This is a genomic window from Gordonia otitidis NBRC 100426, from assembly GCF_000248075.1.
In the GTDB taxonomy this organism is placed as follows: domain Bacteria; phylum Actinomycetota; class Actinomycetes; order Mycobacteriales; family Mycobacteriaceae; genus Gordonia; species Gordonia otitidis.
Genome location: NZ_BAFB01000036.1, coordinates 42,407 through 67,215, shown reverse-complemented (window position 1 = coordinate 67,215; position 24,809 = coordinate 42,407). Strand labels below are relative to the sequence as shown.

General features: G+C 65.7%; 24 protein-coding genes. 12 read left to right on the top strand and 12 right to left on the bottom strand.

Annotated features, from left to right (window positions below):
• Positions 1 to 25: 25 nt before the first annotated feature.
• Together GOOTI_RS04165 and GOOTI_RS04160 are read right to left on the bottom strand one after the other, a co-directional pair.
• Positions 26 to 1,141, bottom strand: a complete 1,116-nt coding sequence (locus tag GOOTI_RS04165) for a 3-deoxy-7-phosphoheptulonate synthase (protein ID WP_007237314.1) — start codon at positions 1,139 to 1,141, stop codon at positions 26 to 28.
• Between the two features lie 270 nt (positions 1,142 to 1,411).
• Positions 1,412 to 1,858: an Lrp/AsnC family transcriptional regulator gene (locus GOOTI_RS04160; RefSeq protein ID WP_039993353.1), complete on the bottom strand. Its 447-nt coding sequence runs from the start codon at positions 1,856 to 1,858 to the stop codon at positions 1,412 to 1,414.
• Between the two features lie 97 nt (positions 1,859 to 1,955).
• On the opposite strand from GOOTI_RS04160, the gene rocD reads away from it, so the two are divergent.
• The 3 genes from rocD to GOOTI_RS04145 all read left to right on the top strand — a co-directional run bounded on the left by rocD (position 1,956) and on the right by GOOTI_RS04145 (position 5,545).
• Positions 1,956 to 4,025 (top strand): ornithine--oxo-acid transaminase, encoded by a 2,070-nt coding sequence (gene rocD, locus GOOTI_RS27105; RefSeq protein ID WP_007237313.1) that lies wholly within the window; start codon positions 1,956 to 1,958, stop codon positions 4,023 to 4,025.
• Between the two features lie 87 nt (positions 4,026 to 4,112).
• On the top strand, positions 4,113 to 4,838 hold the full coding sequence (locus tag GOOTI_RS04150; RefSeq protein ID WP_007237312.1) for an ASCH domain-containing protein: 726 nt from the start codon (positions 4,113 to 4,115) through the stop codon (positions 4,836 to 4,838).
• A gap of 74 nt (positions 4,839 to 4,912) precedes the next feature.
• Positions 4,913 to 5,545: a histidine phosphatase family protein gene (locus GOOTI_RS04145; RefSeq protein WP_007237311.1), complete on the top strand. Its 633-nt coding sequence runs from the start codon at positions 4,913 to 4,915 to the stop codon at positions 5,543 to 5,545.
• 158 nt (positions 5,546 to 5,703) lie between these two features.
• On the opposite strand, the gene GOOTI_RS04140 is transcribed toward GOOTI_RS04145, so the two are convergent.
• Positions 5,704 to 6,117, bottom strand: a complete 414-nt coding sequence (locus GOOTI_RS04140) for a DUF4345 domain-containing protein (protein WP_233425416.1) — start codon at positions 6,115 to 6,117, stop codon at positions 5,704 to 5,706.
• An 83-nt stretch (positions 6,118 to 6,200) separates the two neighbouring features.
• On the opposite strand from GOOTI_RS04140, the gene GOOTI_RS04135 reads away from it, so the two are divergent.
• Positions 6,201 to 6,803, top strand: a complete 603-nt coding sequence (locus GOOTI_RS04135; protein WP_007237309.1) for a TetR/AcrR family transcriptional regulator — start codon at positions 6,201 to 6,203, stop codon at positions 6,801 to 6,803.
• Positions 6,804 to 6,816: 13 nt separating this feature from the next.
• Here GOOTI_RS04135 and GOOTI_RS04130 read toward each other — a convergent pair whose 3' ends face one another.
• Genes GOOTI_RS04130 through mca form a run of 3 tightly spaced genes read right to left on the bottom strand, consistent with a single transcriptional unit; the run spans position 6,817 to position 10,140 of the window.
• On the bottom strand, positions 6,817 to 8,814 hold the full coding sequence (locus GOOTI_RS04130; protein ID WP_007237308.1) for a thioredoxin domain-containing protein: 1,998 nt from the start codon (positions 8,812 to 8,814) through the stop codon (positions 6,817 to 6,819).
• 49 nt (positions 8,815 to 8,863) lie between these two features.
• Complete coding sequence (locus GOOTI_RS04125; RefSeq protein WP_007237307.1) at positions 8,864 to 9,184, bottom strand: hypothetical protein; 321 nt, start codon at positions 9,182 to 9,184, stop codon at positions 8,864 to 8,866.
• Entirely contained in the window at positions 9,181 to 10,140 is a 960-nt protein-coding gene (gene mca, locus GOOTI_RS04120; protein ID WP_051997854.1) for a mycothiol conjugate amidase Mca, read from the bottom strand. The genes GOOTI_RS04125 and mca overlap by 4 nt, the downstream gene beginning before the upstream one ends.
• Positions 10,141 to 10,155: 15 nt before the next feature.
• On the opposite strand from mca, the gene GOOTI_RS04115 reads away from it, so the two are divergent.
• The 4 genes from GOOTI_RS04115 (at position 10,156) to GOOTI_RS04100 (ending at position 13,260) form a co-directional block, all read left to right on the top strand.
• Positions 10,156 to 10,629 (top strand): DUF4307 domain-containing protein, encoded by a 474-nt coding sequence (locus tag GOOTI_RS04115; RefSeq protein ID WP_007237305.1) that lies wholly within the window; start codon positions 10,156 to 10,158, stop codon positions 10,627 to 10,629.
• A gap of 13 nt (positions 10,630 to 10,642) precedes the next feature.
• Positions 10,643 to 11,392, top strand: a complete 750-nt coding sequence (locus GOOTI_RS04110; protein WP_007237304.1) for a queuosine precursor transporter — start codon at positions 10,643 to 10,645, stop codon at positions 11,390 to 11,392.
• A 206-nt stretch (positions 11,393 to 11,598) separates the two neighbouring features.
• Complete coding sequence (gene greA / locus GOOTI_RS04105) at positions 11,599 to 12,090, top strand: transcription elongation factor GreA (protein ID WP_005174949.1); 492 nt, start codon at positions 11,599 to 11,601, stop codon at positions 12,088 to 12,090.
• Positions 12,091 to 12,372: 282 nt separating this feature from the next.
• The gene (locus GOOTI_RS04100) at positions 12,373 to 13,260 is read left to right on the top strand and encodes an SGNH/GDSL hydrolase family protein (protein ID WP_007237303.1); all 888 of its coding nucleotides are present in this window, start codon (positions 12,373 to 12,375) and stop codon (positions 13,258 to 13,260) included.
• Positions 13,261 to 13,315: 55 nt separating this feature from the next.
• On the opposite strand, the gene GOOTI_RS04095 is transcribed toward GOOTI_RS04100, so the two are convergent.
• Positions 13,316 to 14,242, bottom strand: a complete 927-nt coding sequence (locus tag GOOTI_RS04095; protein ID WP_233425415.1) for a hypothetical protein — start codon at positions 14,240 to 14,242, stop codon at positions 13,316 to 13,318.
• Positions 14,243 to 14,409: 167 nt separating this feature from the next.
• Between GOOTI_RS04095 and GOOTI_RS04090 the strand changes: the two genes are divergently transcribed.
• The gene (locus GOOTI_RS04090) at positions 14,410 to 14,739 is read left to right on the top strand and encodes a hypothetical protein (protein WP_007237301.1); all 330 of its coding nucleotides are present in this window, start codon (positions 14,410 to 14,412) and stop codon (positions 14,737 to 14,739) included.
• Here GOOTI_RS04090 and GOOTI_RS27185 read toward each other — a convergent pair.
• Entirely contained in the window at positions 14,666 to 14,923 is a 258-nt protein-coding gene (locus GOOTI_RS27185; protein WP_233425417.1) for a hypothetical protein, read from the bottom strand. The genes GOOTI_RS04090 and GOOTI_RS27185 overlap by 74 nt on opposite strands.
• A 163-nt stretch (positions 14,924 to 15,086) precedes the next feature.
• Here GOOTI_RS27185 and GOOTI_RS04085 point away from each other — a divergent pair, with 163 nt between their 5' ends.
• Positions 15,087 to 16,148, top strand: a complete 1,062-nt coding sequence (locus GOOTI_RS04085) for a daunorubicin resistance protein DrrA family ABC transporter ATP-binding protein (RefSeq protein ID WP_039993343.1) — start codon at positions 15,087 to 15,089, stop codon at positions 16,146 to 16,148.
• Positions 16,148 to 16,984, top strand: coding sequence for an ABC transporter permease (locus GOOTI_RS04080; protein WP_007237299.1), 837 nt, complete (start codon positions 16,148 to 16,150; stop codon positions 16,982 to 16,984). The genes GOOTI_RS04085 and GOOTI_RS04080 overlap by 1 nt, the downstream gene beginning before the upstream one ends.
• A gap of 73 nt (positions 16,985 to 17,057) precedes the next feature.
• On the opposite strand, the gene GOOTI_RS04075 is transcribed toward GOOTI_RS04080, so the two are convergent.
• On the bottom strand, positions 17,058 to 20,333 hold the full coding sequence (locus tag GOOTI_RS04075) for an AfsR/SARP family transcriptional regulator (protein ID WP_007237298.1): 3,276 nt from the start codon (positions 20,331 to 20,333) through the stop codon (positions 17,058 to 17,060).
• 70 nt (positions 20,334 to 20,403) lie between these two features.
• Between GOOTI_RS04075 and GOOTI_RS04070 the strand changes: the two genes are divergently transcribed.
• On the top strand, positions 20,404 to 20,919 hold the full coding sequence (locus GOOTI_RS04070; RefSeq protein ID WP_007237297.1) for an SRPBCC family protein: 516 nt from the start codon (positions 20,404 to 20,406) through the stop codon (positions 20,917 to 20,919).
• A gap of 9 nt (positions 20,920 to 20,928) precedes the next feature.
• Here GOOTI_RS04070 and ilvA read toward each other — a convergent pair whose 3' ends face one another.
• From ilvA to GOOTI_RS04055, 3 genes are read right to left on the bottom strand one after another with little or no spacing between them, the layout of a single operon-like run.
• Positions 20,929 to 22,125, bottom strand: a complete 1,197-nt coding sequence (gene ilvA / locus GOOTI_RS04065) for a threonine ammonia-lyase (RefSeq protein ID WP_039993341.1) — start codon at positions 22,123 to 22,125, stop codon at positions 20,929 to 20,931.
• Positions 22,126 to 22,185: 60 nt separating this feature from the next.
• A complete protein-coding gene (locus tag GOOTI_RS04060; RefSeq protein WP_007237295.1) occupies positions 22,186 to 23,340 on the bottom strand; it encodes a cystathionine gamma-synthase in 1,155 nt (384 codons plus the stop codon).
• 41 nt (positions 23,341 to 23,381) lie between these two features.
• Positions 23,382 to 24,782: a cystathionine beta-synthase gene (locus tag GOOTI_RS04055; RefSeq protein WP_007237294.1), complete on the bottom strand. Its 1,401-nt coding sequence runs from the start codon at positions 24,780 to 24,782 to the stop codon at positions 23,382 to 23,384.
• Between the last annotated feature and the right edge of the window lie 27 nt (positions 24,783 to 24,809).

Below are 24,809 nucleotides of genomic sequence, written 5' to 3'. Positions count from 1 at the left end.
CTTCTGCTGTGAGCAGACAGGCGCCTCAGCTGCGCGCGAGATCGGCGAGGACTCGTGCGCTGGTTTCCCAGTCCATGCACTTGTCGGTCACCGACTTGCCGTACACGAGCGGCTGGGGGTCGGGCGACTCGGTATCAAGCGACTGGGCGCCGGCTTCGAGGAAACTCTCGAGCATCACGCCGCTGATGAGCGGTGGGTGACCCGCGGCGCGGCGTGTCCGAATCGTCGCCGCGATCTCAGCGGCGACCTGCGCCTGCCGGACGTGGTCCTTGCCGGAGTTGGCGTGGCTGCAGTCGATCATCACGCGTGGCGGCAGGGCCGCCTTGTCGAGTGCTGCGATCGCCGACGCGACCGACTCGTCGTCGAAGTTGGGGCCGTGCGTCCCGCCACGCAGGATGATGTGGCAGTCCTCGTTGCCTGCGGACTCGACGAGTGCGCCGTGGCCGAAATCATCGACACCGAAGAACACGTGTTGCGCTGCAGCGGCATTCACTCCGTCGATGGCGACCTGGACGTTGCCGTCGGTGCCGTTCTTGAATCCGATCGGCATCGACAGCCCGGACGCGAGCTGACGGTGGACCTGCGACTCCGTGGTTCGTGCACCGATGGCGCCCCACGCGACGGCGTCGGCGATGTACTGCGGGCTGGTCGGTTCGAGAAACTCACATCCGACGGGGAGCCCGAGATCGATGATGTCGAGCAGAAGCGACCGCGCCGTCCGAAGTCCGCGCTCGACGTCGAAGGTCCCGTCCATGCCCGGGTCGTTGATGAGGCCCTTCCAGCCGACCGTGGTGCGCGGCTTCTCGAAGTACACGCGCATCACGATCTTGAGCCGGTCGGCGTAGTCGTCGGCCAGCGGGGCCAGGCGGCGTGCGTAGTCGAGTGCAGCGATGGGGTCGTGCACCGAGCAGGGGCCGACCACCACGAGCAGACGGTCGTCACGACCGGCGAGAATCGCGGCGATCTCGTCGCGGTCGGCCTGCACCCGGAGCGCGCGGCGCGCGGTCAGCGGGAGCTCGGTGCGGATGGTGTCCGGCGAGGGGATGGACCGGAATGACCTGATGCGACGATCCGATGTCGACTCCGAGGCGGAGTCGGTTCCATGCAGCGATGTGGCGGTCAGGTCGGGCAGGGTGGTCACGTCGTGTTGCCTTTCGCGGGTGGTGGCCTGGTCTCTGCGACTGGGGACACCCGCTGTTATTGACGCCGGAGGCCCCTGACATGAGAAAAGCAGCGACCTCGTGGTCACTGCTCGGGCTCCGGGTTTTCTGTGCGACGCAGATTCAGCGCTTCATCGCAGGCTCACCCGGAGCCTCGATAAAGAAACGCCAATAGGCGCGCACGTTGCTGGTCACATCGGACAGGTTAGCACGGCTTCACGGATGCCCGACAAGTCGCCGGCCCGTCGAGGTCACGGGTGCCCCCTGTCGATCAATTGGCTCAGTACGATGATCGACTCACTGCGATCGACCGGTCCCGCTTGTCTGATGCGTTCGAGCGCATGCTCGAGGTGGTGGACGTCGCGGGCCATCACGCGCAGGATGGCGTCGGCCTGGCCCGTGATCGTGGCAGCGCTGACCACCTCGTGAATCGGCTCCCACGCGGCGGCGAGCTCCTCCGGCGAGATGTTGCCCCGACAGAAGACCTGCACGTACGCCTCGGTGGTCCACTGCATCGCAGTCGAATCGATGACCGTCGTGAAGCCCTTGATCACACCCTCGTCGACGAGTCGATCGACTCGACGCTTGACTGCGGGAGCCGACAGACCGACTTCGTCGCCGATCTGTGCATACGTCGCCCGTGCGTCACGGGCCAGGCATTCGAGCACCTTCTCGTCGAGTTCGTCGATCTGACGCAACTTTTCCACCCTCTGCCACCCTCATTTAGGGATTACTTAAGCAAATGCGCAATTTACGGCGATTGCTTGCGCCATACGCCGACGATACCGTCGAAATATGACGTTGACGAGTCCACGGTTTGCCGCGCGCACCGAGCGCACCCCCCGCACCCGCACCTATGCGATGACCCCTCCTTCCCACTACACCGTCAGCTACACCATCAACCCCTGGATGGATCCCTCGATCCCCGTGGACACCGCGCGGGCCATGGCCCAGTGGGAGTCGCTGCGGGCGATCTACGAATCCCTCGGCCACTCCGTGACACTCGTCGACGCTCAGCCGGATCTTCCCGACATGGTCTACGCGGCCAACGGCGGATTCGTCGTCGACGGAAAAGCCGTGGCTGCGCGCTTCCTGCACCCCGAGCGCGCACCGGAAGGCGAGCACTACACGGCATGGTTCCACACCTGCGGCGTCGACGCTGTGCATGAGACCGTCGGTGTGCAGGAGGGCGAGGGCGACTTCCTGCTGGTCGGTCGTCGCATCCTCGCCGGCACCGGGTTCCGAACGCATCCGGACACGCACGTCGAGGTCGCCTCCATCACCGGACTGCCGGTCGTCACCCTCGAATTGGTGGACCCGCGCTTCTACCACCTCGACACCGCGCTCGGCGTGCTCGACGACGACACGATCGCGTACTACCCGATGGCCTTCTCCGCGGCATCGCGTGCTCTGCTCGCCGACCTCTATCCCGACGCGATCATCGCGACCGAACGCGACGCGGAGGTCCTCGGGCTCAACCTCGTCTCCGACGGTCGTCACGTGGTGATGACCGACGCTGCTCCGGACTTGGCAGCACGACTGCACGAGGCCGGCTACGTCCCGATCACCGTCGACCTCTCCGAGCTCCTCAAGGGCGGCGGCGGCATCAAATGCTGCACCCTCGAATTGCGAATGCCCACAGCAGGCGAGGGCACGACGACCGGCATTGACCGCAAGACCACGCATCCACTCTCCGAACCCCATGTGGCGCACAACTACTCACCACTGCCGGTCACCGCAGCCACCGCCGACGGCGCATGGATCACCGACGTCGACGGTCGACGGTATCTCGACGCACTCGGCGCCTACTCCGCGGTGAACTTCGGCCACCGCAATCCGGAGATCGTCGCCGCGGCGAAGGCGCAGCTCGATCGGGTCACGCTCACGAGCCGCGCGTTCGGTTCGGATACGCTCGAGCCCTTCTGCGCGGCACTTGCGGCGCTGTGCGGCAAAAACATGGTGCTACCGATGAACACCGGTGCCGAGGCGGTCGAATCCGCCCTCAAGGTCGCGCGCAAATGGGGCTACGACGTCAAGGGCGTGGCGCCGGGCAAAGCGAACATCATCGTCGCGGGAGGCAACTTCCACGGGCGCACGATCAGCATCGTGAGCTTCAGCGACGACGAGGACGCCCGAGGCGGCTTCGGTCCGTTCACACCGGGGTTCACGCGCGTCCCCTTCGGAGACGCCGCCGCACTCGCCGATGCGATCGACGACAACACGGTGGCCGTCCTCATCGAACCCATCCAGGGCGAGGCCGGGATCATCGTCCCACCCGACGACTATCTGCCCGCGGTTCGGCGCCTGTGCACCGACAGCAACGTGCTGATGATCGCTGACGAGATCCAGTCCGGGTTGGGCCGCACCGGTACGACATTCGCGTGCGAGCACTGGAACGTGGTGCCCGACGTGTACGCACTCGGAAAGGCGCTCGGCGGCGGTGTACTTCCGGTGTCGGCCGTGGTGGCCGACCACGATGTCCTCGGCGTGCTGCATCCCGGACAACACGGTTCGACGTTCGGCGGGAACCCGCTTGCGGCGGCAGTCGGACACACGGTGGTACGGATGCTCGCCGAGGGCACCTGGCAGGCACGTGCTGCCGAACTCGGCGCACACCTACACACGCGTCTCCGTGAGTTCGTCGGACACGGCGTCGTCGCGGTCCGCGGTAAGGGGCTGTGGGCGGGTATCGACATCGACCCCGACCTGGGAACCGGCAAGCAGTTCTGCCTCCGCCTCGCAGCACGTGGCGTACTCGCCAAAGACACCCACGGTTCGACGATCCGCCTCGCTCCACCCCTCGTCGTGACACACGACGAGATCGATTGGCTGATCGACAGATTCGCACTTGCACTGCGTGATTGAGTCCGTCCCGCCATCCCGCCATCCCGCACGCTGCCGCGATGCGGCGTGTCGACAGCAATGCAGAGCAACGTTGCTACGTTGACAAGCATGCTCTCCGAAAGGTTGCGGACACTCACCAAGACGACCATCGATCATGCCGCGCGTTGGAACAATGGGGACGGCCACACCGTTGCAGGTGGCGTACTGACCGAATCCGGACAAGTCATTCTCGGGCTGAATACGTTTCATTTCCTTGGCGGACCCTGCGGAGAAGTCGCCGCGTTGTCCAACCACGCCTCAGCGCATCCCGCTGACCCCATCGCTGCCATTGCCGCCGCCTATGGCCCGACTCGCGCAGTGATCGCGCCCTGTGGGAAGTGTCGTCAGGTCTTCTTCGATATCTCACCTGACATCCAGTTCGTGATCCGCGAGCCCAACGGGCTGGCGACGCGCACAGCGCGGGAACTCCTTCCCTTCGCCTACGACTGGCGTGACACCGAGCGCCGCCAGCGGCTCTACATGTGGGAGGGCTACGAGCAGATGATCCGGTCCGGCACGAAACGCCAGACGATTCGCGTCGACGATCCTTTCCGGCCGGGCCCCGCCGAGATCGTTTTCGAGAAGACAGACGGCAAAACAGTCGTCGTAGACGCCACAATCACTCAGGTGCGTTCCGTCCCGCGAGATGCGCTCACCGACGAGGACGCCCGAGAAGATGGATTCGACGACCTCGGTGACCTCCACCGAGCACTCGACCAGCACTACCCCGGTCTGTCCGGATCGGACGCTGTCGACGTGGTGTCTTACGAATTGCTCACGGAATCAAGCGCATGAGCAACTGACGCGTGCGCCCACAGGACGGTGGATAGGCGTGCGGCGACACCGCAGACGCCACTAGCATCGGAGCGATGAGCGACTCTCCGCGCGACGACGCCACCCACCACGTGCTCCTGATCCGCCACGGTCAGACCGAGTGGTCGCTGACCGACCGGCACACCGGTCGCACCGACATCGATCTGACACCCAAGGGCGAGGAGGATGCGCGAGCGTTGAAGGGCATAGAAAAACGTGCGGGCCTGACCAATCCCTGGGTCATGGCGTCTCCGCGCAAACGTGCCCAGCGGACGGCGGAACTGGCCGGGCTGCATGTCAACGAGACGAGCGAACTGTTCGCCGAGTGGGACTACGGCGACTACGAGGGGCTCACGCGGGCACAGATTCACGAGCAGTACGACCCGGACTGGACAATCTGGACCGGCGGCGGCCGCAACGGCGAATCGGTGTCGCAGATGACCACGCGTGTCGACTCCGCCGTCGACCATGTCGAAGAACGCTTCGCGAAGTCCGACGTCATCGTCGTCTCGCATGGCCATTTTTCGCGGTCGTTCATCTGCAGGTTCCTCGGGTGGCCCATCAGTCAGGGCGCCAACATCGACCTGCGTCCCGCCGGCAGCGCACTGCTCAGCGACCACGCGGGCGATCGACGTCTGGTCGAACTGCGCGGCCCCGAGGGTGCCCGGCCACGCCGCACGTCGTTGTGACCGCCTCGAGCACGCTGGTGCTCGGGGGCGGCGGATTGCTCGGAATCGGCTGGATGACGGGCGTCCTCGCCGCTCTGGAGGAGTCCGGGAGTGTGGTTGCCGCTCTCGGGTGACACCCCTTTCGACCCCGATATCCGCGGTCTCGCAGCGACTCTCGGCTACGACGACGGAGTTGCGGCCACGTCGGCGTTCGACTGATCCGTCTGTCGAAAACTTCGCAAGATTGCCCAGTGGACAACGGGAATCACCAATTCGACGGGAATCATCACCTGGTAGAAGACGCTGGGAGCTCCACTCGCCATCCAGGCGAGAAGCCGCGCTACACCGCCGAGAAAGAACAGCAGCCCCAGCAGATTGATCAGCGTGGCATACGTCCGAGGATCCCGTGCCGTCCAGATGAACACGCATCCGTACGCCAAGAACAAGACGTTGTAGAAGCGAAGGTCAGAATCCATCGTCGCATTGACCGACCCCCCGCCGATGTAGGTGGCCTGCCCACCGAAGAGGTGGGCTACCGCGATCGCTGCCACGACGAGCCCGAAGATGACCAACCAGACCTGGAATGCCTTCACCACGGTGACCCCTATTTCACTCTTGTGTAATAACGAAAGGCTAAGCCTCGGGTGTGATCCGGTCAACCATCTACGATCAACCCATGTCGACGCGACAACGCATGACCCCCGAAGCTCGGCGAGCTGATCTACTCGACGTCGGGATGCGCGCGTTCAGCTCGACCTCCGACTTCGAGGCTCTCTCGATGGCCGAAATCGCAGCACAGGCAGGCGTCACCCGTCGGCTGATGTATCACTACTTCCCCACCAAGGCAGAGTTCTTCGGCGCGATCTGGGAGGCGGCACACTCGGATCTACGCCACAAGGTATCGACGCTGACGGCGCCGACCGTGCGTGACCGTATCAGTGCGGCACTGGACGCCTACCTCGACTTCTACGACGAGCATCTGGCGCTCGTCATGATCGCCAATCGCAGTTCGATTTCTGCCGATCCGGCGGTTCGCGGCCCGATCGAGCGCGACATGCACAGCCTGTGCAACGCCTTTCTCGACGCTGCGGGGGCACACGGACATGCGCGAGAGCTGGGGATCGTCGCTTTCTCCGGTTGGATCGCGTTCGTCCGCGCGAGTTCGGTCGGCAGCATCGTCGACGGCCGGATCACGCGCGCCGAGAACCATCAGCTGTGTATGTCCGTGATCGACGCTGCCGTCGGCACCTACGTCGACCTGTCCCGGCCTCCTTGCTGAACGGGTAGCCCCCTCACCCCAGCTTCGACGCCAGCTCGGCGGCTGAGGTGGTGGGTAGGTCGCACACGGTTCCGCGGCAGACGTAGACGGCATCGCGCCCGCCTACCGGTCCCCTACCGTCGAGCAGTGGTTGCTCATCACGACCCCCGGATACGATGATCGCCCCGCCGGGTGCGAGTCGTCGTGCAGCCCTTGCCAACTCCCCATCGGTGCGCGAGTCCTCGGCCACCACGATCTGGAGCGGGCCGCCTTGCCGCGCCTCGGCAACCGCCAACCAGTGGCCCGCCGAGCGCGGAACCTTCGCCAACAACACGGCGCCGCGCGCCAACGTCGCATCGACGATGCTCGCGTAGCGCGTCGCCGGCCCCATCCGTGCGATCGCCGACGCGATCAGTGCGGCCTCGGCGATCAACGACGCCCCTGCCGGGGTCGCACCGTCGGCAGGGTCCCGGGGACGAGCGATCAGCGAGTCCGACGCGGCGTCGAACCAGGCGCCCTGCTCGTCGGGGTCGGCGAAAGTGTCGATCGTGGTGTCGAGCAGCGCCAGACCCTGCTCGCACCACCGCTGCTCCCCGGTGATCTGGTACACGGTCAGCATCGCAGTGATCAGCGCGGCGTGATCGTCGAGCGCGGCGACCGGTGTTCCGACCAGGCCACCGAGGGACGACCTGCGGAGCACGCCGTCGACGAGGTGGTTGTCGAGCAGCTCAGTGAGCACCTCGACGGCCAGTTCGACCCAGTCGGGATGCCCCGACGCCGCGCCCGCCTCGGCGAGTGCGGTCACCGCCATGGCATTCCAGGCGGTGACGACCTTGTCGTCACGCGCCGGCTGCGGACGCGCGGAGCGTGCGTCGAGGAGTCGACGTCGGATATCCGCGTACCGTGCCGAATCGTCCGGGTCCTGGCGCAACTGCAGCGTCGACGTGCCGTGCTCGAAGGTGCCGGCATCTGTCACACCGAAAAGCGCTGCGGCCCAGTTCCCGTCGTCGTCGCCGAGTACGTCACGCAATTGTTCTGGAGTCCACACATACGTGGAGCCCTCGACGCCCGCCGCGTCGGCATCGAGCGACGAAGCGAAGCCGCCGACGACGCGCAGATCCCGGCGCAGGAACTCCACGATCTCCTCGGCGACGCGACCTGCCAGCGGATCGTCGACGATCCGTGCCAGGTGTCCGTAAGCGCGGAGTAATTGTGCGTTGTCGTAGAGCATCTTCTCGAAATGCGGGACCACCCAGTCGTTGTCGACCGCGTATCGCGCGAAGCCGCCGCCGAGCTGGTCATAGATGCCGCCCCGCGCCATCGCGTCGGCGGTGCGCATGACCGACTGCAGCGGCGCGGCGTCGCTCGTGCGTTCGTAGTGGCGCAGCAGCCCTTCGAGCAGCGCGGACGGTGGGAACTTCGGCGCACCTCCGAATCCACCCGCGGTCTGGTCTTCGTCGCCGAGCGCGCTGGCGACGGCGTAGTCGAGCAGACGTTCGTCGACGACGACTCCGCCGTTCGGAAGCGCCGACGCGGCGTCGGACAACGCCTCGCGGACACGTGAACCCATCGATTCGATCTCACTTCGCCGAGTGGTCCATGCCTCGGTGACTGCGGCCAGGATCTGTCGAAACGAGGGCATACCGCCGCGGGGGGTGTCGGGAAAGTAGGTGCCGCAGTAGAAGGGGTCGCCGGCCGGGGTCAGGAAGCAGGTCATCGGCCAGCCTCCCTGCCGCGTCATCGCGACCGTCGCGTTCATGTAGATCGCATCGATGTCGGGTCGTTCCTCGCGGTCGACCTTGATGCACACGAAGTCGCGGTTCATCTGAGTCGCGGTGTCGACGTTCTCGAACGACTCGTGAGCCATCACATGGCACCAGTGACAGGCCGCGTAGCCAACCGAGAGCAGGATCGGCACGTCACGATGGACCGCTTCCTCGAGGGCTGCGTCGCTCCACTCGCGCCAGTCGACGGGATTGTCGGCGTGCTGCCGCAGATAGGGACTCGACGATTCGCTCAGTTGATTCGGCATCTGCGGTTCACTCCGTCGCGCGAGTCGTTGGGTGGTGCTGCCGAGCGGGTCAGGGGTGGTCGGAGTCCCGTCGGCTGTCGCGGTCGGCGTTCGTATCCGCCGTGACCGACACTCCGTCCTCGGGTGTCGAGCTCTCCGTGACGCCTGCACCTGCGGCGTCGGTCCCTTCGTCGAAGGCCTGATCGGCCTCGGGATGATTGGCGTCGAACGACTTCGGCAGCCTGCGGAGCCGTTTGTTCATCGATCGGATGAGCAGCGCGGTGCCGATGAGCAACACCACGATCACCAGGAGACCGATCGGCGAGGCTTTGCCGAACTCGGGGCCCTGTGGTTGCTGCGCGGCGAGTACCGCGATCGTCGAGAACGTCATCTTGTCGCCTGCTCCCCCACCTCGACCGACTCGTCGTCGTCGAGCAATACACCTGTGAACAGGTCGGTTTCCGGAATCGCGGTGGTCACCCGCGTCTGCGCCAGCTCGTACTCCTCGGTCGGCCAGAGTCGCTGCTGCCACTCGAGCGGAACAGCGAAGAACATGCCGTTGGGATCGATCTGCGTGGCATGGGCACGCAGCGCATCGTCGCGTTGCGGGAAATACTCAGCGCATTCGACCTGCGTGGTCACGCGTCCCATCAGGTCGCCACGGCTCGGGTCCCACTTCGACAGCCATTCGGCGAAGGGACTCTCCTGACCGTTCTTCTCGAACTCCTCGGAGAACAGCACCATGCGGTCGCGGATGAAACCGTGCGTGTAATAGAGCTTCGACACCGTCCACGGTTCACCCGCGTCGGGGAAGGCTGCCGGGTCACCCGCTGCCTCGAAGGCGGCGACCGAGACCTTGTGACACATGATGTGGTCGGGATGCGGGTAGCCGCCGTGCTCGTCGTAGGTGATCATCACGTGTGGTCGGAACTCACGGACCAACGCGACGAGTTTCTCGGTGGGAACCTCGACCGGCAGCGTCGCGAAGGATCCCTCTGGCAGCGGGGGTAGCGGATCGCCCTCGGGCAGGCCCGAGTCGACGTACCCGAGCCACGTCTGCTCGACGCCGAGCGCTGCTGCGGCCTTCGCCATCTCCTCTTTACGGACCTCGCTCATCCGCTCTTTGATCCCTGGACGATCCATCGCAGGATTGAGAATGTCACCGCGCTCGCCACCGGTGAGGGTCACGATGAGGACCTCGTTGCCCTCGGCGGCGTACTTGGCCGATGTGGCCGCACCCTTGCTCGACTCGTCGTCGGGATGGGCATGCACTGCCATGAGACGGTAGCCGCCCTGCGTGCGCGATTCGGTCACGGTTCCTCGCCTTCGGATACGTACTCCTCTCATGGTAGGTATTGACCCGTGAACAGTTCAGACGGGGGCACGCCGCAGGAACCCGACCTGCACAAACAGCCGCAAAGCGGACCCCGTGCCACCTATCCCGTCGCGCAGTCGGCCCGCAGCCGGCGTCTGTGGTTCATCGCATCGGCCGTTGCCGTGGTGGTCATCGGTGTGATCCTCGCCGCTATCGGATACAACAAGTTCGCCGATCCCGACGTCAGCGGACAAGCCACCGGCTACGAGATCATCGACAACTCGTCTGTGGCGGTCCTGTACACGGTGACCAGGAAAGATCCGACCCAACCCGTGTCCTGCGTCGTCCGCGCCCGCGTGAAGGACGGTTCAGAGGCAGGCCGTCGCGAGGTCCTCGTACCACCCGGCACCCAGCAGGAGGGTCTGCGCACCGTCGTGAGGACGTCCGGACCACCGGTGATCGGCGAGGTGTTCGGCTGCAGTACCGACGTCCCCGCATATCTGACGTCGACGACCTCGTGACGGACCACTTCTCGTGACAACGACGGACAAACGTGGCAAGGCTGTCTTCGCGTCGCTGAGCAGCCCGTATTTCCCCGCACTCGTGGCGTTGTTCATCGGCGTCATGCTGATCAGCAACATCACCGGGACCAAGGGTGTCGTGCTGTTCGACAGCTGGCTGCACCTCGACGTCGGTCCGATCCACCTCAACGGACTCGTCACCGACGGAGCCTTCTACCTGTTTCCCCTCGCCTATGTGCTCGGTGACGTGATCAGCGAGGTCTACGGCTTCAAGGCGATGCGTCGCACCATCCTCGCGGGCTTCGCCGTTCTGCTGCTGGCGTCGCTCTGCTTCTGGGCGACGATCCATCTGCCCGCCGCCGACTTCTACGACGGTCAGGACGCCTTCGAACGCGTGGCCGGTGTGGTACCGCAGTTCCTGCTCGCCGGGCTGGCCGGCTACCTCGCGGGTGAGTTCCTGAACTCGTTCGTGCTCGTGAAAATGAAACAACGCGCAGGCGAAAAGCGGCTCTGGGCGCGACTACTCGGATCGACGGTCGTCGGAGAATTCGCCGACACACTCGTCTTCTGTTCGATTGCCGCGTCCGCACTCGGGATTTCGACCTGGGGCGACTTCGTCAATTACACCGCCGTCGGATTCATCTGGAAGACACTTGTCGAAATCCTCGTCATGCCGATCACCTACGCGGTGGTCGCATGGCTGAAAAAGGCCGAACCGAGCTATCAGCAGGCGCTGACCGAGGTCAACACGGCTGACGTGTGATGTGCCACATCGGTCCGGATTTGGTATCCTGACCTAATACACGGCTCCGTGAGGGGTCGTGTTGCTGCATTTAGAGCAGTCCACAGGTTCCGGTTCGAGGCGATGTCCAGGTATGGGTACTGCCCCGGTTCGGAAAAATGTCCCGCTCTGGGACAGTGCCCCGGTTCAGACACTGCCGGGGAGCGGACAACACAAAGGAGTGACCGATGACCGACACCCAGGTGACCTGGCTGACCCAGGAGTCGCACGACCGCCTCAAGAGCGAACTCGACTCCCTCATCGCCAATCGTCCGGTCATTGCTGCCGAGATCAATGAGCGTCGCGAGGAAGGCGATCTCAAGGAGAACGGCGGCTACCACGCCGCACGCGAGGAACAGGGTCAGCAGGAAGCACGCATCCGGCAGCTTCAGGAGCTGCTCAACAACGCGAAGGTCGGCGAGGCGCCGACCCAGTCCGGCGTCGCCCTTCCCGGTTCCGTCGTCACCGTCTACTACGACGGCGACAAGAGCGATGAAGAGACCTTCCTCATCGCCACGCGCGAAGAGGCACAGGCCGGAAAGCTCGAAACCTACTCACCGAGCTCGCCGCTCGGTTCCGCACTCATCGACGCGAAGGTCGGCGACACCCGCGAGTACACCGTTCCCAACGGTTCGGTGGTCAAGGTGACGCTCGTCAAGGCCGAGCCGTACCACGGCTGATCCCTCTCCGGACCACAGCGCATCGAAAGGTTGCTGTGGGGTGCGGTTTCCGCACCCCACAGCAACCTTTTGCGCTACAGATTCCAGGGTTGTGCGTCCTGGCCGACGTCGCACCTCGTGGCGTAGGGACACTCCCCAGTGCAGGGTCATCAGTCGAGGCGGACCTTCACCGCCGAACAATCACATCCACGGCGTCCCGTGAGTCACGTGGAGTGTTCACCATCTGAGACGACTTTGTCCAAAACGTCTCCCAGCGATGCTTCGCAGTGCTAAGACCATGGTATGAAACCGCGCTTCTCACCGCGCCGGGTCGGGGTCATCACCGCTGTTGCGGCACTTGGACTTCTGGCCTCGGTCTTGACACCTGCCCTCGCCGACGCCGCACCGGCATCCGGCACCCTGAGGTACGTCAATCTCGGAGACAGCTACGCTGCCGGCTCGGGCGTATCCCCCACCGCACCCGACAAGCCAGGCAGTTGCTCGCAGTCGAGCAACAACTTCGCGCACGTCATCGCGAGACGCAACGGCTTCTCACTGCGGGACGTCAGTTGCGGCGGGGCACAGACAAAAGACTTCTTCACCCGCCAATATCCAGACGTAGCACCGCAATTGCACGCTCTGAGTGCCGACACTCAGTTGGTCACACTCATGATCGGCGGTAACGACGGCAATGTGTTCGCCGGCACGGTCGCGAAGTGCATCGCTGCCGGAGTCGCTGCGGGATTCCGCGGGACTCCGTGCAAGGACCAGTACGGCGCGTCGATCGAGAAGGAGGTCCGCACCGCGACCTACCCCAAGGTCGTGAACGCGCTCAAGGCAATTCGCACGAAGGCTCCGCGGGCGAGGGTGGCGATCGTGAGCTATCCGCTGATCATGCCCGCGACGGCACAGACCTGCACCAACCTGCCTGTCGCCGCGGGCGACCTGCCCTACGCTCACGGTATCCAGACCACGCTCAACGACGCCGTCAAGCGCGCAGCCGATGCGACCGGCGTGACCTACGTCGACGCGACCACGCCGTCGATCGGCCATGACGGTTGCCAACCGGTCGGTGTCCGATGGGTGGAGCCGATCTTCGGCACCGTTCAGCCGGTCCCGGTGCACCCCAACACTCTTGGCGAACGCGAGATGGCGGGCATCGTCAGCCGGACGCTCGCTCTCGCACGCTGAGAGCCGCGACCACTCGACCAGATGTGGGTCCGCTTGCTGGCGGCCGAGGGGTCGCTCATGCCGCGTCGTCGACTCCCATCGTGAGCGTGCCCGACTCCTCGGTGACGCGAAGGTCGCTGTGCTCCAACGCAACCCCCAACGTGCCGAGCATCTCGAAGAGCGACCTGCCCGATCCAGCCCTCGACATGTCGTCTGCGGGGTCGACGCTGTAGTTGGTCACCTCGGTCAGCACCGACAGCCGCCACGCCTCGCCGCGCAGCGGTTGTAGGTCCCGACTGCGGGTCAGCGGTTGAACCTCGATCGACGTGCATTCCGTTGTGTCGTCCTTCTTGCACGCACCACCTACTCCGATGTCGGCGAACTCTGCGTGCGACCACCACAGCACGGCGTCGACGTCGACGGTCGGTGTGACGATCCCGTTGGGTAGAGGCCCTTCGGTCATTCGTGTCAGCGGCTTCTCGAAGATCAGCAGACCCGCGGCACCAAGCGTGGGGAGTACGCGAACATCTACCCTGCCGACTTCCCCACCGGCCGACTCGTCCGCGGCGACCGTCGAACCGGTCACCGTCGCCGGCACCCAGATCGGCGACACCCGCGCGAGAACCTCTGCGGACGTATCGGCGCGGCCGAGCATGCCGCGCAGCATTGTGTAGAGGTCGACGACGTCGCAGTACTCCTCGGCGAGGTCGACGTACTCCTCATCGGTGAGGTCGAGGAGTCCGTGTCTGTGGCGGTCAACCCTTTCGATCGCATCCAGCATCCGCGCGCCGGCGGGCAGAATGTAACCCGCCCATTCCTCCGCGAGTCCGCGGAAGGCGTCGATGAGTGCGGCCTGAAGGTCGGGTACGCCGGTCGACGCCCATGGAATCCGATTGAGTCGTCGGCGCGTTGCGGCGTGATACTGCCGCCCGCTTCCCGTTGTTCTGTTGCGCGTGTGTCGGCCGACAGTTGGCTTCGGCGACTTGTGATTTCGTCTCCCCATGCGCTGCACGCTAAACGCATCCCGGTGGCGAGTCACCGAGTCCATCCACAGGCCTCGGCATCGAGTACACGGGGCCACAGGTTATCCACAGCTTGGCCCCAGACCGTCGCTAACCTGCGCGTTCATCGTGTAGTCAGAGCTACAACGATCCGAAGGAGGACGGACCCATGAGAATGCACAAGCCCAGCCCCGACATCCCGCTCGTCGTCCTCGACGACGAAGCGCGCGTCGCGCAATACGCGCAGGCGCTGTTCGACGAGGGCACCCCGGTGGCGATCGTCGGCAGCAACTACTACGACGTGGTGCCTTTCATGTTGCGCAACAACGGGCACACCGTCGCGCTGGTCGCCGACGTCGACGACATCACCCAGCTCGCGGAGGCGATCACTGTCGTCGAACGTCGACTCGGCCACGTCGGATCGGTCATCCGGTATGAAAGCGATCTGGCGACCGCTCCTCATCAAAAAGAGTCGAGTCACCCCGCAACTGCGGCGTGACACCGGTACCAACCCGGTCGTCCACGCACCGGGCCACCGTGCTCGGCGACCTGTCAGCGGCGCGATGCCATACCCGCGACCACGGAAGGTGCACGATCAACATCGCCACCGCGATGACTGCGGCGATCGCGGCAACGTCGAGCACGTAGTGGTTGGCTGTGCCGATCACGACGAACGCGATCATCGAGGGATAGATCGCCCCCAGTATGCGAACCCAGACGTTGCGCGCGTAATCCGCAGCCTGCGATCGTCGCGGCGGAGCGGCCGCGTGACACGACGAACGGTGACGTGACCGCACGACAGATGACGTAAGCCGCACGACAGCGACCTCGTGCAGGCTCAACGACATGACTACGACAACCACCACCAGTTCGATGTCAGGCGTGGCGAGCCCTCTGGGGTCCGACCTCGCCATCGACGCGCGCGGACTGGTCAAGCAATTCGGCTCGAATCGCGCCGTCGACGGCGTGGATCTGGCAGTACCGACCGGCTCGGTGTACGGCGTCCTCGGACCCAACGGTGCGGGCAAGACCACCACCGTCAGCATGCTGGCCACGCTGCTGCGACCGGACTCGGGTTCGGCGAAGATCTTCGGCTACGACGTCGTCCACGACTCGACCGCGGTGCGCTCACTGGTCGGCGTCACCGGCCAGTACGCGTCGGTCGACGAAGACCTCACGGCGAGGCAGAATCTCGTCGTCTTCGCACTACTGCTCGGGTTCTCCCGCAAGGCGGCGAAGACCCGCGCCGACGAGTTGCTCGACGAGTTCTCTCTGACCGAGGCGGCCGACCGGCCACTCAAGGACTTCTCCGGCGGCATGCGTCGGCGCCTCGACCTCGCCGCGAGCCTCATCGACACGCCACCGCTACTCTTTCTCGACGAGCCGACCACCGGTCTCGATCCCCGGACACGCGCCCAGATGTGGGAGACCATTCGCCGACTCGTCGCCGACGGCGCCACTGTCCTGTTGACGACCCAGTACCTCGACGAAGCCGATCAACTCGCCGATCGCATCGCGGTGATCGACCGTGGACGTGTCATCGCCGACGACACCGCCGACGCCCTGAAGAGCTCGGTGGGGGCGGCGACGCCCCAGCTCGCCCCGCTCGAACGGGCCGACGCCCCGAGAGTCGCCGAGATCGTGGAGCGTGTCCTCGACGAACCCGCGACCCTCTCGGCCGAGGCCGGGCGGATCTCGGCTCCCCTCCACCGTCCCGATCTGGTGCCCGACGTATTGATCGCCATGCGGGCCGAGGGCATCACGGTCGACGAGATCAACGTCCAGAAGCCGAGTCTCGACGAGGTGTTCCTCACCCTGACCGGCAAACCGGCAGAGACCGACGATGGTGCCGCCGAGGCCGGCGACCCGAACACCGACGCAGACAGCACTCACGAGGAGAACAACTGATGACCACGACACTTTCCCAGGTGCCCGCGGCGCGATCCATCACGACAGGAGCCATCCGCGCTCGCGCGAAGCAGTCGGTGTCGCTGGCGGAAACGGTGCGGCAATCGATCACCATGGCCTACCGCGGGGTGCTCAAGCTACGGCACAACCCGGAGCAGCTCTTCGACGTCACTGTCATGCCGATCATCTTCACCGTGATGTTCACCTACATCTTCGGCGGCGCGATCAGTGGCGACGTCAAATCCTATCTGCCGGTCATCATCCCGGGCATCCTCGTGCAGACGGTCGTGATGAGCTCCATCGTGACCGGAACGCAGTTGCGTGAGGACATGGACAAGGGCGTCTTCGACCGATTCCGGTCGCTGCCGATCGCGCGGATCAGTCCGTTGGCGGGGGCACTGCTCGCCGATGTGATCCGCTATCTGGTCGCCAGCGTCATCACCGTCGGGATGGGGCTCATCATGGGATGGCGCCCGAACGCCTGGGGCGTCATCGCATCGGTCCTGCTGGTGATGGTCTGCAGCTTCGCGGTGTCGTGGGTCTTCGCGCTCATGGGCTGCCTGATGAGCAAAGCATCTGCGGTGCAAGGTGTTTCGATGCTGATCGTCTTCCCGCTCACGTTCATGTCCAACGCGTTCGTCCCTGTCGACACCATGCCGGGCTGGTTACAGGCATTCGTCAAGGTCAATCCGGTCAGCCACCTCGTATCGGCGGTACGCGAACTGACCGTGAACGGCCACGCCGGAATGCACGTGGTGTGGGCACTTGTCGGAGCCGCCGTGATCACCGCCGTCTTCGCACCGCTCGCCGTGCGGGCGTACATGCGCAACGCCTGACGATTCGACGCGGCGCGGCGGGACACCTGCGACCGGTATCCCCCGCGCCGCGTCTGTGTGAGCGGTTCGAGCGTCAGCTCGACGTCCTCGACGCCAGCGTGCTGACGAGCTCGTCGATCGCCCGGCGCCGAGGCATGGCGGGGATGTCGCCGGTGGCTTCGTCCCACTCGCGTCTTGTCAGCGTCGACGCGGCCACCGGGTCGCTCAGGACGGCGTAGTAGCCCGGATAGTCGACGCGAGCGTTCAGTCGCTTCCCGAGCATCATCAGCCGGGCACCTTCGCGTCGGGTAATGCTGTTGTCGCACAACACATAACCGGTCGACACCGCCATGTTGGCGGCCTGTGGAATATCGTTCCAGCCGCTCGGCGACAGGGTCTCGGCCAGGCTGCTCGCGAGAATCGGCAGCAGGTCGCGGGCACGGCCGGCCTGCCCGGTACGCATCAAACCGATGGCGGCGACGCCGATCAGCATCGACGCGCCCGGGTCTCGCGCGGCCATCGGATGCTCACGCATCAGTAGGTCGGCTGCCCTGGCGAACATCGCCGCGGCGTCGGCGTGATATCCGCGCGCGAAATGCAATTCACCGAGCGCCAACATCATTCCGGCGAAGACCTCGGGAAACCCGCGCGGATCCGGATCGTCCGGGGTCCACCCGTCGGCGACCCGCGCGAGCTCGTCCTCGGCGGCGTCGAGTTGCCCGAGATTGATCAGCGTGACCGCGAGGTAGCCCCGCGCCTGCATTTCATCCTCGAAGGAGCCGAGCCGGACGAGGTCGTCGATTCCACCACGATAGAAGCCGACAGCCCGCGCCCAGTTCGCCTGCTGGCTGTGTATGCCACCGAGACTGATCTTCGCCATTGCCGACATCCAGTGATCGCGTCCCAGCCGTGATCGCCGACGCAACGTCTCGCCGTCGCGTTCGGCCTTGTCGAGACGTCCCAGATTCTCGGCGAGATTCATGCGTCCACCGAGTGCTGTGGTCGCCACGCGCTCATCGGAACTCATGGTGCCACGCACCACGTAGCGGATCGCTTCGGTCGTACTCCGACTCAGCACGCAGGCGGTCATCAGCTCGGTCGGCTCGACGTAGATCCGATCCGGATCGTGCAGCCGTCGCAGATAGTATCGGGCACGAGCGAGTGCGCGGAGGTCCTGCCGCAGCATTTGATGTGTCATCGACGCGAGAACGGTTGCCTCCCAATCACGTCGGCGCTCATCGGAGAGTTCGAATGGCGGTGACGGCAACACCTCGAGCAACCGCGAACCCCAGTTCATGACCTCCGCGTGCAGACCTCGGGCCATCCAGAATCCAGCCAGAACCGGGAAGATGCGCACCGCGCAGTCAACGGCGTCCGCCACCTTGGGCGAGCCGTCCTCACCGTGCACTATCACCTCCGAGCAATGGCGGAGCACCCAGACGAGATTGTCGACATCCGCGGCCACGCGGCTCATCAATGAGGCGTCGACACCGCTGTCGTAGCTCGCAACCATCTCGCCCGCAACGGTCTTACCCCACTCACGCATCGCCGAGTTGACCGCCGACGACAGCCCGGGTTCTGCGGCGAGTTTCTCCTCGCCGAACTCACGCACCATCTCCAACATCCGGTAGCGCACCCGACCGTCGGCCTCGATCACGGTCAGCAACGACTGGTTGACCAGCGATGCCAGTGTGTCGTCGAGGCGAAAACCTCCATGACCCAACAGGATTCTCGCGGCCTCGGCCGTGAACCCCGCCGGGAACCTGCACAGCCGCCGCAACGCGTCTCGTGCGTCGTCGTCGAGGAGGTCCCAACTCCAGTCGATCACCGCCCGCAGCGTGCGGTGCCGGTCGGGTGCACTGCGGTCCGATCCGCGCAGCAGCGCGAATCGTTCCGCCAACCTGTCGGCGATCTCCTCGACCGTCATCGTACGAATTCGCGCCGCGGCGAGCTCGATCGCCAACGGCAGGCCGTCGAGATGTCTGCACAGCTGCGCGACGGAGTCGCGCGCCAGATCAGCGTCGGGCCGCACTGCGCTGGCTCGGGTGGTGAACAACTCCACAGCCGCACCGTCGTCTGTCACGTCGAGTGTCGGCAGCAGAAAGATCTGCTCGGCGGGCAGCATCAGCGGTGCACGGCTGGTGACGAGGATCTTCAACGACGAGTCCGCAGCCAGCAGGTCTGCAACGAGCCGCGCACATCGCTCGATGACCTGCTCGCAGTTGTCCAGGATCAACAGCGCATCCCGGCCGCGCAGCGCATCGACGAGCCGATCCTGCAGGTCGCCGGTCGCCGCGATGCGTGGGCGTGCGTTGGTGCCGAGATCAGACTCGCCGACGCCGAGAGTTGCGGCGATGGCCGGCACCACGTCGTCGTCGTTGCGGATCGGCGCGAGCGGGACGTAGTAGACCGACGCCCCCTCGTCGACCAGGCGGTGTCCTACGCGGTTGGCCACCCGCGTCTTGCCGACGCCGCCGGGTCCCTGGATGGTGACGAGTCGATGTGTCCGCAGTTGATCGATGATGGACGCGACGTCACCGTCGCGTCCGATGAGGTCGCTCGTCTCCACCGACAGGCCCACCTGGATGGTCGACCGTCGCGCGTTCGGGGCGGTCCGTCGAACATCTAGGTCCCCCTCGGCGAGCAGAGCGGCGTGCACCTCGCTGATCGTCGCGCCGGGGTGGACGCCGAGCTCAGTCGAGAGCCGACGCCGCAGTGCGGCGTACACGGCGAGCGCGTCGGCGACCCGGCCCTCACCCGCAAGCGCACGCATGAGTTCCAGTGCTGCGGTCTCATCCAGAGGATCACGAGCACAGCGCTTTTCGGCGATCACGCGGGCCGTCGCGTAATCCTCGGAGTTCATCGCGACGGCACCCCTGGCGCGGTCGAGGGCGTTCTCGGCGCGGGTTGCGCGCGTACGAACCTCGGCGATGAGCGACCCGGCGTCGTCGCCGAGGTCGTCACCGGGTTCACCCCGCCACCACGACGCCGCGTCGTCGAGCGCGGTTGCAGTGCCCTCGGCGATCAGTTCATCGACGATGTCGATGTCGGTACGACCGCCCACAAGTCGATATCCACCACCTGACGCCTCGATGCGTCCGGCGCCGAGAATGGTGCGCAGGCGCGATATCTGGGTGTGCAGGGCCGCACCGGGCGAGCGGGGCGGTTCGTCTGCCCACACGTCGTCGATGAGGCGCTCGGCCGACCTCGTTCGTCCACCGCCGAGCGCCAACGACGCCAGCAGTCGCTTCGCGCGGATACCCGGGATCGTCACCAGGTCCTCCGGTGCCACCGGCGAACCGGGTGTCGCGGAGACGCCTGTGGCGACGGGACCGAGCAGACCGATCACGGTGGTTGCGGGGACGGGCACTGTGCCAGGTTAGCGCCCGCGCTCGCACGTACCGCCGAGATACGATGTGGCGCCGTGCTTGAATGGCACGATGGCGCGCAGCTACCCACTCGAATCCTTCGACCTCGACTTCTTCGACTCGGCACCCGTGACTTATCGAATCGACGTGAACCTCCCCGTCACGCCGGAACGTGCGTGGGCCGAACTGACCCGCCAGCACACACTCGACTGGTGTCGGGCGATCAGAGGTATCGAGTTCACCTCACCGCCGCCGTACGGCGTGGGCACGACCCGTCAGGCCAAGCTCGGCCCGGGCGTTGCGCTCTCCGAGTACTTCTTCGACTGGACCGAGGAGCCGGGGGATCATTACTACCGCAACGCCTTCCGCGGAACGTCGGTGACGGTGCCCGGGCTCACGCGATTCGGCGAGCTGACGGAAGTCAGCGCCGCCGACGTCGGATGTCGGCTCGTGTGGAGATTCGCTCTCGAACTCAACACCACCGCCAGACCCGTCAAGCTGTTCAGCGGTCCGACTGCTGCGTCGGTGTTCAAGACCGTCGAGAACGACACCATCCGTCTTTTCGCGACGCTCCGTCCACAGGTCTGATCCGCGACGTCAGCGTAGGAAACCCGCGTCCGCGAGCGCAGTGCGCACCGCCTCCTGATGCTCTGCTCCCCGCGTCTCGGCGCTGACCGTCACCTGTACCTCGCCGAGTTGCAGATCGTCGGCGACACGCGAATGCACGACGTCGACGACGCTCGCCCCCTGATCACGCAACAGTTCGAGCAGTGAGATCAGCCCGCCGGGTCGGTCGGGAATGGTCGCGGTGACCGTCAGGAACCGACCGGACGCAGTCAACCCCGCCGTGGTCACGTGGCTGAGCACGAGCGGATCGATGTTGCCGCCGGACGCAACGACACAGATCGGTCCCGGCAGGTCGAGGTCGAGGTTCATCAGCGCAGCCACAGCAGCGGCTCCGGCGGGCTCGACGAGCAGCTTGGCGCGCTCGAGCATCAACAGCAGGGCCGTCGCCAACTGCTCCTCGTCGACGGTGACCACGTCGTCGACCAGTTCCCGGACGTGCGCAAAGGGAACGGCGCCGGGTAGCGCGACCGCAATACCGTCGGCCATGGTCGACATGTGTTCGGCCGCGACCGGCATGTCCTCCTGCAGCGAGGTCGGCCACGCCGCTGCCCGTGCCGCCTGCACGCCGACGATCCGCACGTGTGGCCGTCTGGCCTTCACCGATGCCGCGATCCCGGCCAGCAGTCCGCCGCCGCCGAGTGGTACGACGATCGATCCGACGTCAGGCATCTGCTGACAGATCTCGACGCCGACCGTCGCCTGTCCCGCGACGATGTCGCGGTGGTCGAACGGATGGATCAGGGTGGCACCGGTGTTCTCCGCGAACTCGCGTGCGGCGACCAACGATTGGTCGATCGTCTCACCCGTCAGCACCACCTCGGCCCCATATGCCTTGGTGGCTGCGAGTTTTGGTAGCGCCGCACCCACCGGCATGTACACGCGTGACGTGATGCCCAGGTGCGCGGCCGACCATGCGACCCCCTGTGCGTGGTTGCCTGCACTGGCCGCGACGACACCTGCCGCGCGCTCGGCCGACGAGAGCCGCGAGATCCGATAGAACGCGCCACGAGGCTTGAACGATCCTGTGCGCTGCAGGTTCTCGCATTTGAGCCAGACGTCAGAGCCGCTGCGCTCGGACAGCACGCGCGACGCAACCAGCGGCGTGCGCCGCATCACGGGCGCGAGTGTGGCCACCGCGTCGTCGATCTCGGACTGTGTGATCAGCATGATGAGCGTCAACGTACGCGGTCGCCGCGGCCCCTGCAGCACGACCGCACCCGGTCTGACCTACTGCAGCGCTTGCTCCAGGTCGGCGAGGATGTCGTCGATGTCCTCGATACCGACGGACAACCTGACGAGATTCTCGGGAACCTCCAGCAGCGAGCCGGCGGTCGACGCATGGGTCATCGCACCCGGGTGTTCGATCAGCGATTCGATCCCGCCCAGCGACTCGGCGAGCGTGAACACCTCGGTCCGCGCGCAGAACTTCTTGGCCTCCTCGATGCCGCCGGAGACCAGCACCGAGACCATGCCGCCGAATCGCTTCATCTGCTTGGCAGCGACGTCGTATCCCGGATGCGAGGGGTCACCGGGATAGAGGACGCGTTCGATCTTCTCGTGACGGTTGAGGTAGTCGGCAACCTTCTCCGCGTTGTCGCAGTGGCGCTCCATCCGCACCGCGAGCGTCTTGATGCCGCGCATCGTCAGGTAGGCGTCGAACGGTCCGGGCACCGCGCCTGCGCCGTTCTGCAGGAACGCGATGTCGGCGTCGAGTTGCTCGTCGTTGGTGACCAGCGCACCGCCGACGACGTCGGAGTGGCCGCCGAGGTACTTGGTGGTGGAATGCAGTGCGACGTCGGCGCCGAGGTCCAGCGGACGCTGGAGATAGGGCGTGGCAAAGGTGTTGTCGACGACCAGCTTTGCCTTCGCCTCATGCGCGACCTCGGCCAGCCGCTCGATGTCGCCGACGTTGAGCAGCGGGTTGGTGGGCGTCTCGACCCACACGAGCTTGGTCTTGGGCGTGATCGCCGCACGCACGGCGTCGATGTCGCTGACCGGCGCCACCGAGTAGTCGATGCCCCACTGTGTGAAGACCTTGTCGATCAACCGGAAGGTACCGCCGTAGGCGTCGTTCGGGATGACGAGGTGGTCGCCGGGACGCAGCGACGCGCGCAGCATCGCGTCGGTGGCCGCCATCCCGGAGGAGAATCCGCGCCCGTACGTACCGCCTTCGATGGCTGCGATATTCGCTTCGAGCGCCCGGCGGGTCGGATTTCCGGTACGTGCGTACTCGAACCCGTCGCGCAGCCCCCCGACGCCGTCCTGTGCGAACGTCGAACTCGCGTAGACCGGCACGTTGACGGCTCCGGTCTGCGGGTCGGGCTCGTAACCCGCGTGGATGGCGTCTGTCGAAAAGCCGCGTGGCCGCTGGTACTTCTTCACGTGAGAACTCCTCGCTGAGTAGAAATCTGGACGCTTGCCGGCTAGCCCGCGGTGATCGTCGGATGGGTGCTGACGAACGCCAGCAGATCGTGTCGGGTGATGACGCCGATCGGCTTGCCGTCCTCGACCACCATGAGGGCATCGGACTCACCGAGCGCCTTGGTCGCTGCCGACACGGGCTCGCCGGAACCGATGAGCGGGAAGGGATCTCCCATGTGCGCCGACACCGGGTCGGCGAGACTCGCGCGCCCCTCGAATACCGCGGAGAGCAGGTCACGCTCCGTCACAGCACCCGCCACCTCGCCCGCCATCACCGGCGGCTCGGCACCGACGACCGGCATCTGCGAGACGCCGTACTCGCGAAGGATCTCGATGGCGTCGCGCAGGGTCTCCTGCGGATGGGTGTGCACGAGGTCGGGCAGTGTGCCTGTCTTGCCGCGCAACACATCCCCGACGAGCGGCTCGGGTTTGCCGCCGTCGAGCGGTGTGCGCAGGAACCCGTAGCTGCTCATCCACTCGTCATTGAAGATCTTGGCCATGTAGCCACGTCCGCCGTCGGGCAGCAGGACCACGACGACGGAGTCGGGTCCCTCCCGCTCGGCCACCTGCAGCGCGGCGACGACCGCCATGCCGCACGAGCCTCCGACGAGCAATCCCTCCTCGCGGGCGAGGCGTCGGGTCATGTCGAACGAATCGGCGTCGGAGACGGCGATGATCTCGTCGGGGATGCTCGGGTCGTAGGCCTGCGGCCAGAAGTCCTCACCGACCCCCTCGACGAGATAGGGGCGCCCGGTTCCGCCGGAGTACACCGAGCCCTCGGGGTCGACGCCGACCACCTTGACCTTCCCGTCCGACACCTCTTTGAGGTAGCGGCCGGTGCCGGTGATGGTGCCGCCGGTACCTACCCCTGCGACGAAGTGGGTGATCTTTCCGTCGGTGTCACGCCAGATCTCGGGACCGGTGGTCTCGTAGTGACTCTGCGGACCTGCTGGGTTGGCGTACTGGTTGGGCTTCCACGCGCCCTCCACCTCGCGGACCAGCCGGTCGGAGACGCTGTAGTAGCTGTCGGGATGCTCCGGCGCGACGGCGGTCGGGCACACGACGACCTCGGCGCCGTAGGCACGCAGTACGTTGCGCTTGTCCTCGCCGACCTTGTCGGGGCACACGAAGATGCACTTGTATCCGCGCTGCTGCGCGACAAGCGCCAACCCCACCCCGGTGTTGCCCGACGTCGGCTCGACGATGGTGCCACCGGGGCGCAACTCTCCCGACTTCTCCGCGGCGTCGACCATCCGCACGGCGATACGGTCCTTGCTGCTGCCGCCGGGATTGAGGTACTCGACCTTGGCCGCGACCAGCCCGGAGTCGGGCGAGGTCACCGAATTGAGCTTGACCAGTGGTGTGTTGCCCACCAGGTCGACGACGTGATTGGCGATGCGCATGCCTCCATGGTCCCAGAGCGTCGCGAG

Bases quoted from the DNA above. Each gene is read 5' to 3' on its own strand.
- rocD (WP_007237313.1), top strand. From the start codon at position 1,956: ATGACGTTGACGAGTCCACGGTTTGCCGCGCGCACCGAGCGCACCCCC.
- GOOTI_RS04150 (WP_007237312.1), top strand. From the start codon at position 4,113: ATGCTCTCCGAAAGGTTGCGGACACTCACCAAGACGACCATCGATCAT.
- GOOTI_RS04145 (WP_007237311.1), top strand. From the start codon at position 4,913: ATGAGCGACTCTCCGCGCGACGACGCCACCCACCACGTGCTCCTGATC.
- GOOTI_RS04135 (WP_007237309.1), top strand. From the start codon at position 6,201: ATGTCGACGCGACAACGCATGACCCCCGAAGCTCGGCGAGCTGATCTA.
- GOOTI_RS04130 (WP_007237308.1), bottom strand. From the start codon at position 8,814: ATGCCGAATCAACTGAGCGAATCGTCGAGTCCCTATCTGCGGCAGCAC.
- GOOTI_RS04125 (WP_007237307.1), bottom strand. From the start codon at position 9,184: ATGACGTTCTCGACGATCGCGGTACTCGCCGCGCAGCAACCACAGGGC.
- mca (WP_051997854.1), bottom strand. From the start codon at position 10,140: ATGAGAGGAGTACGTATCCGAAGGCGAGGAACCGTGACCGAATCGCGC.
- greA (WP_005174949.1), top strand. From the start codon at position 11,599: ATGACCGACACCCAGGTGACCTGGCTGACCCAGGAGTCGCACGACCGC.
- GOOTI_RS04100 (WP_007237303.1), top strand. From the start codon at position 12,373: ATGAAACCGCGCTTCTCACCGCGCCGGGTCGGGGTCATCACCGCTGTT.
- GOOTI_RS04095 (WP_233425415.1), bottom strand. From the start codon at position 14,242: ATGGGGAGACGAAATCACAAGTCGCCGAAGCCAACTGTCGGCCGACAC.
- GOOTI_RS04090 (WP_007237301.1), top strand. From the start codon at position 14,410: ATGAGAATGCACAAGCCCAGCCCCGACATCCCGCTCGTCGTCCTCGAC.
- GOOTI_RS27185 (WP_233425417.1), bottom strand. From the start codon at position 14,923: ATGATCGCGTTCGTCGTGATCGGCACAGCCAACCACTACGTGCTCGAC.
- GOOTI_RS04085 (WP_039993343.1), top strand. From the start codon at position 15,087: ATGACTACGACAACCACCACCAGTTCGATGTCAGGCGTGGCGAGCCCT.
- GOOTI_RS04080 (WP_007237299.1), top strand. From the start codon at position 16,148: ATGACCACGACACTTTCCCAGGTGCCCGCGGCGCGATCCATCACGACA.
- GOOTI_RS04070 (WP_007237297.1), top strand. From the start codon at position 20,404: ATGGCGCGCAGCTACCCACTCGAATCCTTCGACCTCGACTTCTTCGAC.
- ilvA (WP_039993341.1), bottom strand. From the start codon at position 22,125: ATGCTGATCACACAGTCCGAGATCGACGACGCGGTGGCCACACTCGCG.
- GOOTI_RS04055 (WP_007237294.1), bottom strand. From the start codon at position 24,782: ATGCGCATCGCCAATCACGTCGTCGACCTGGTGGGCAACACACCACTG.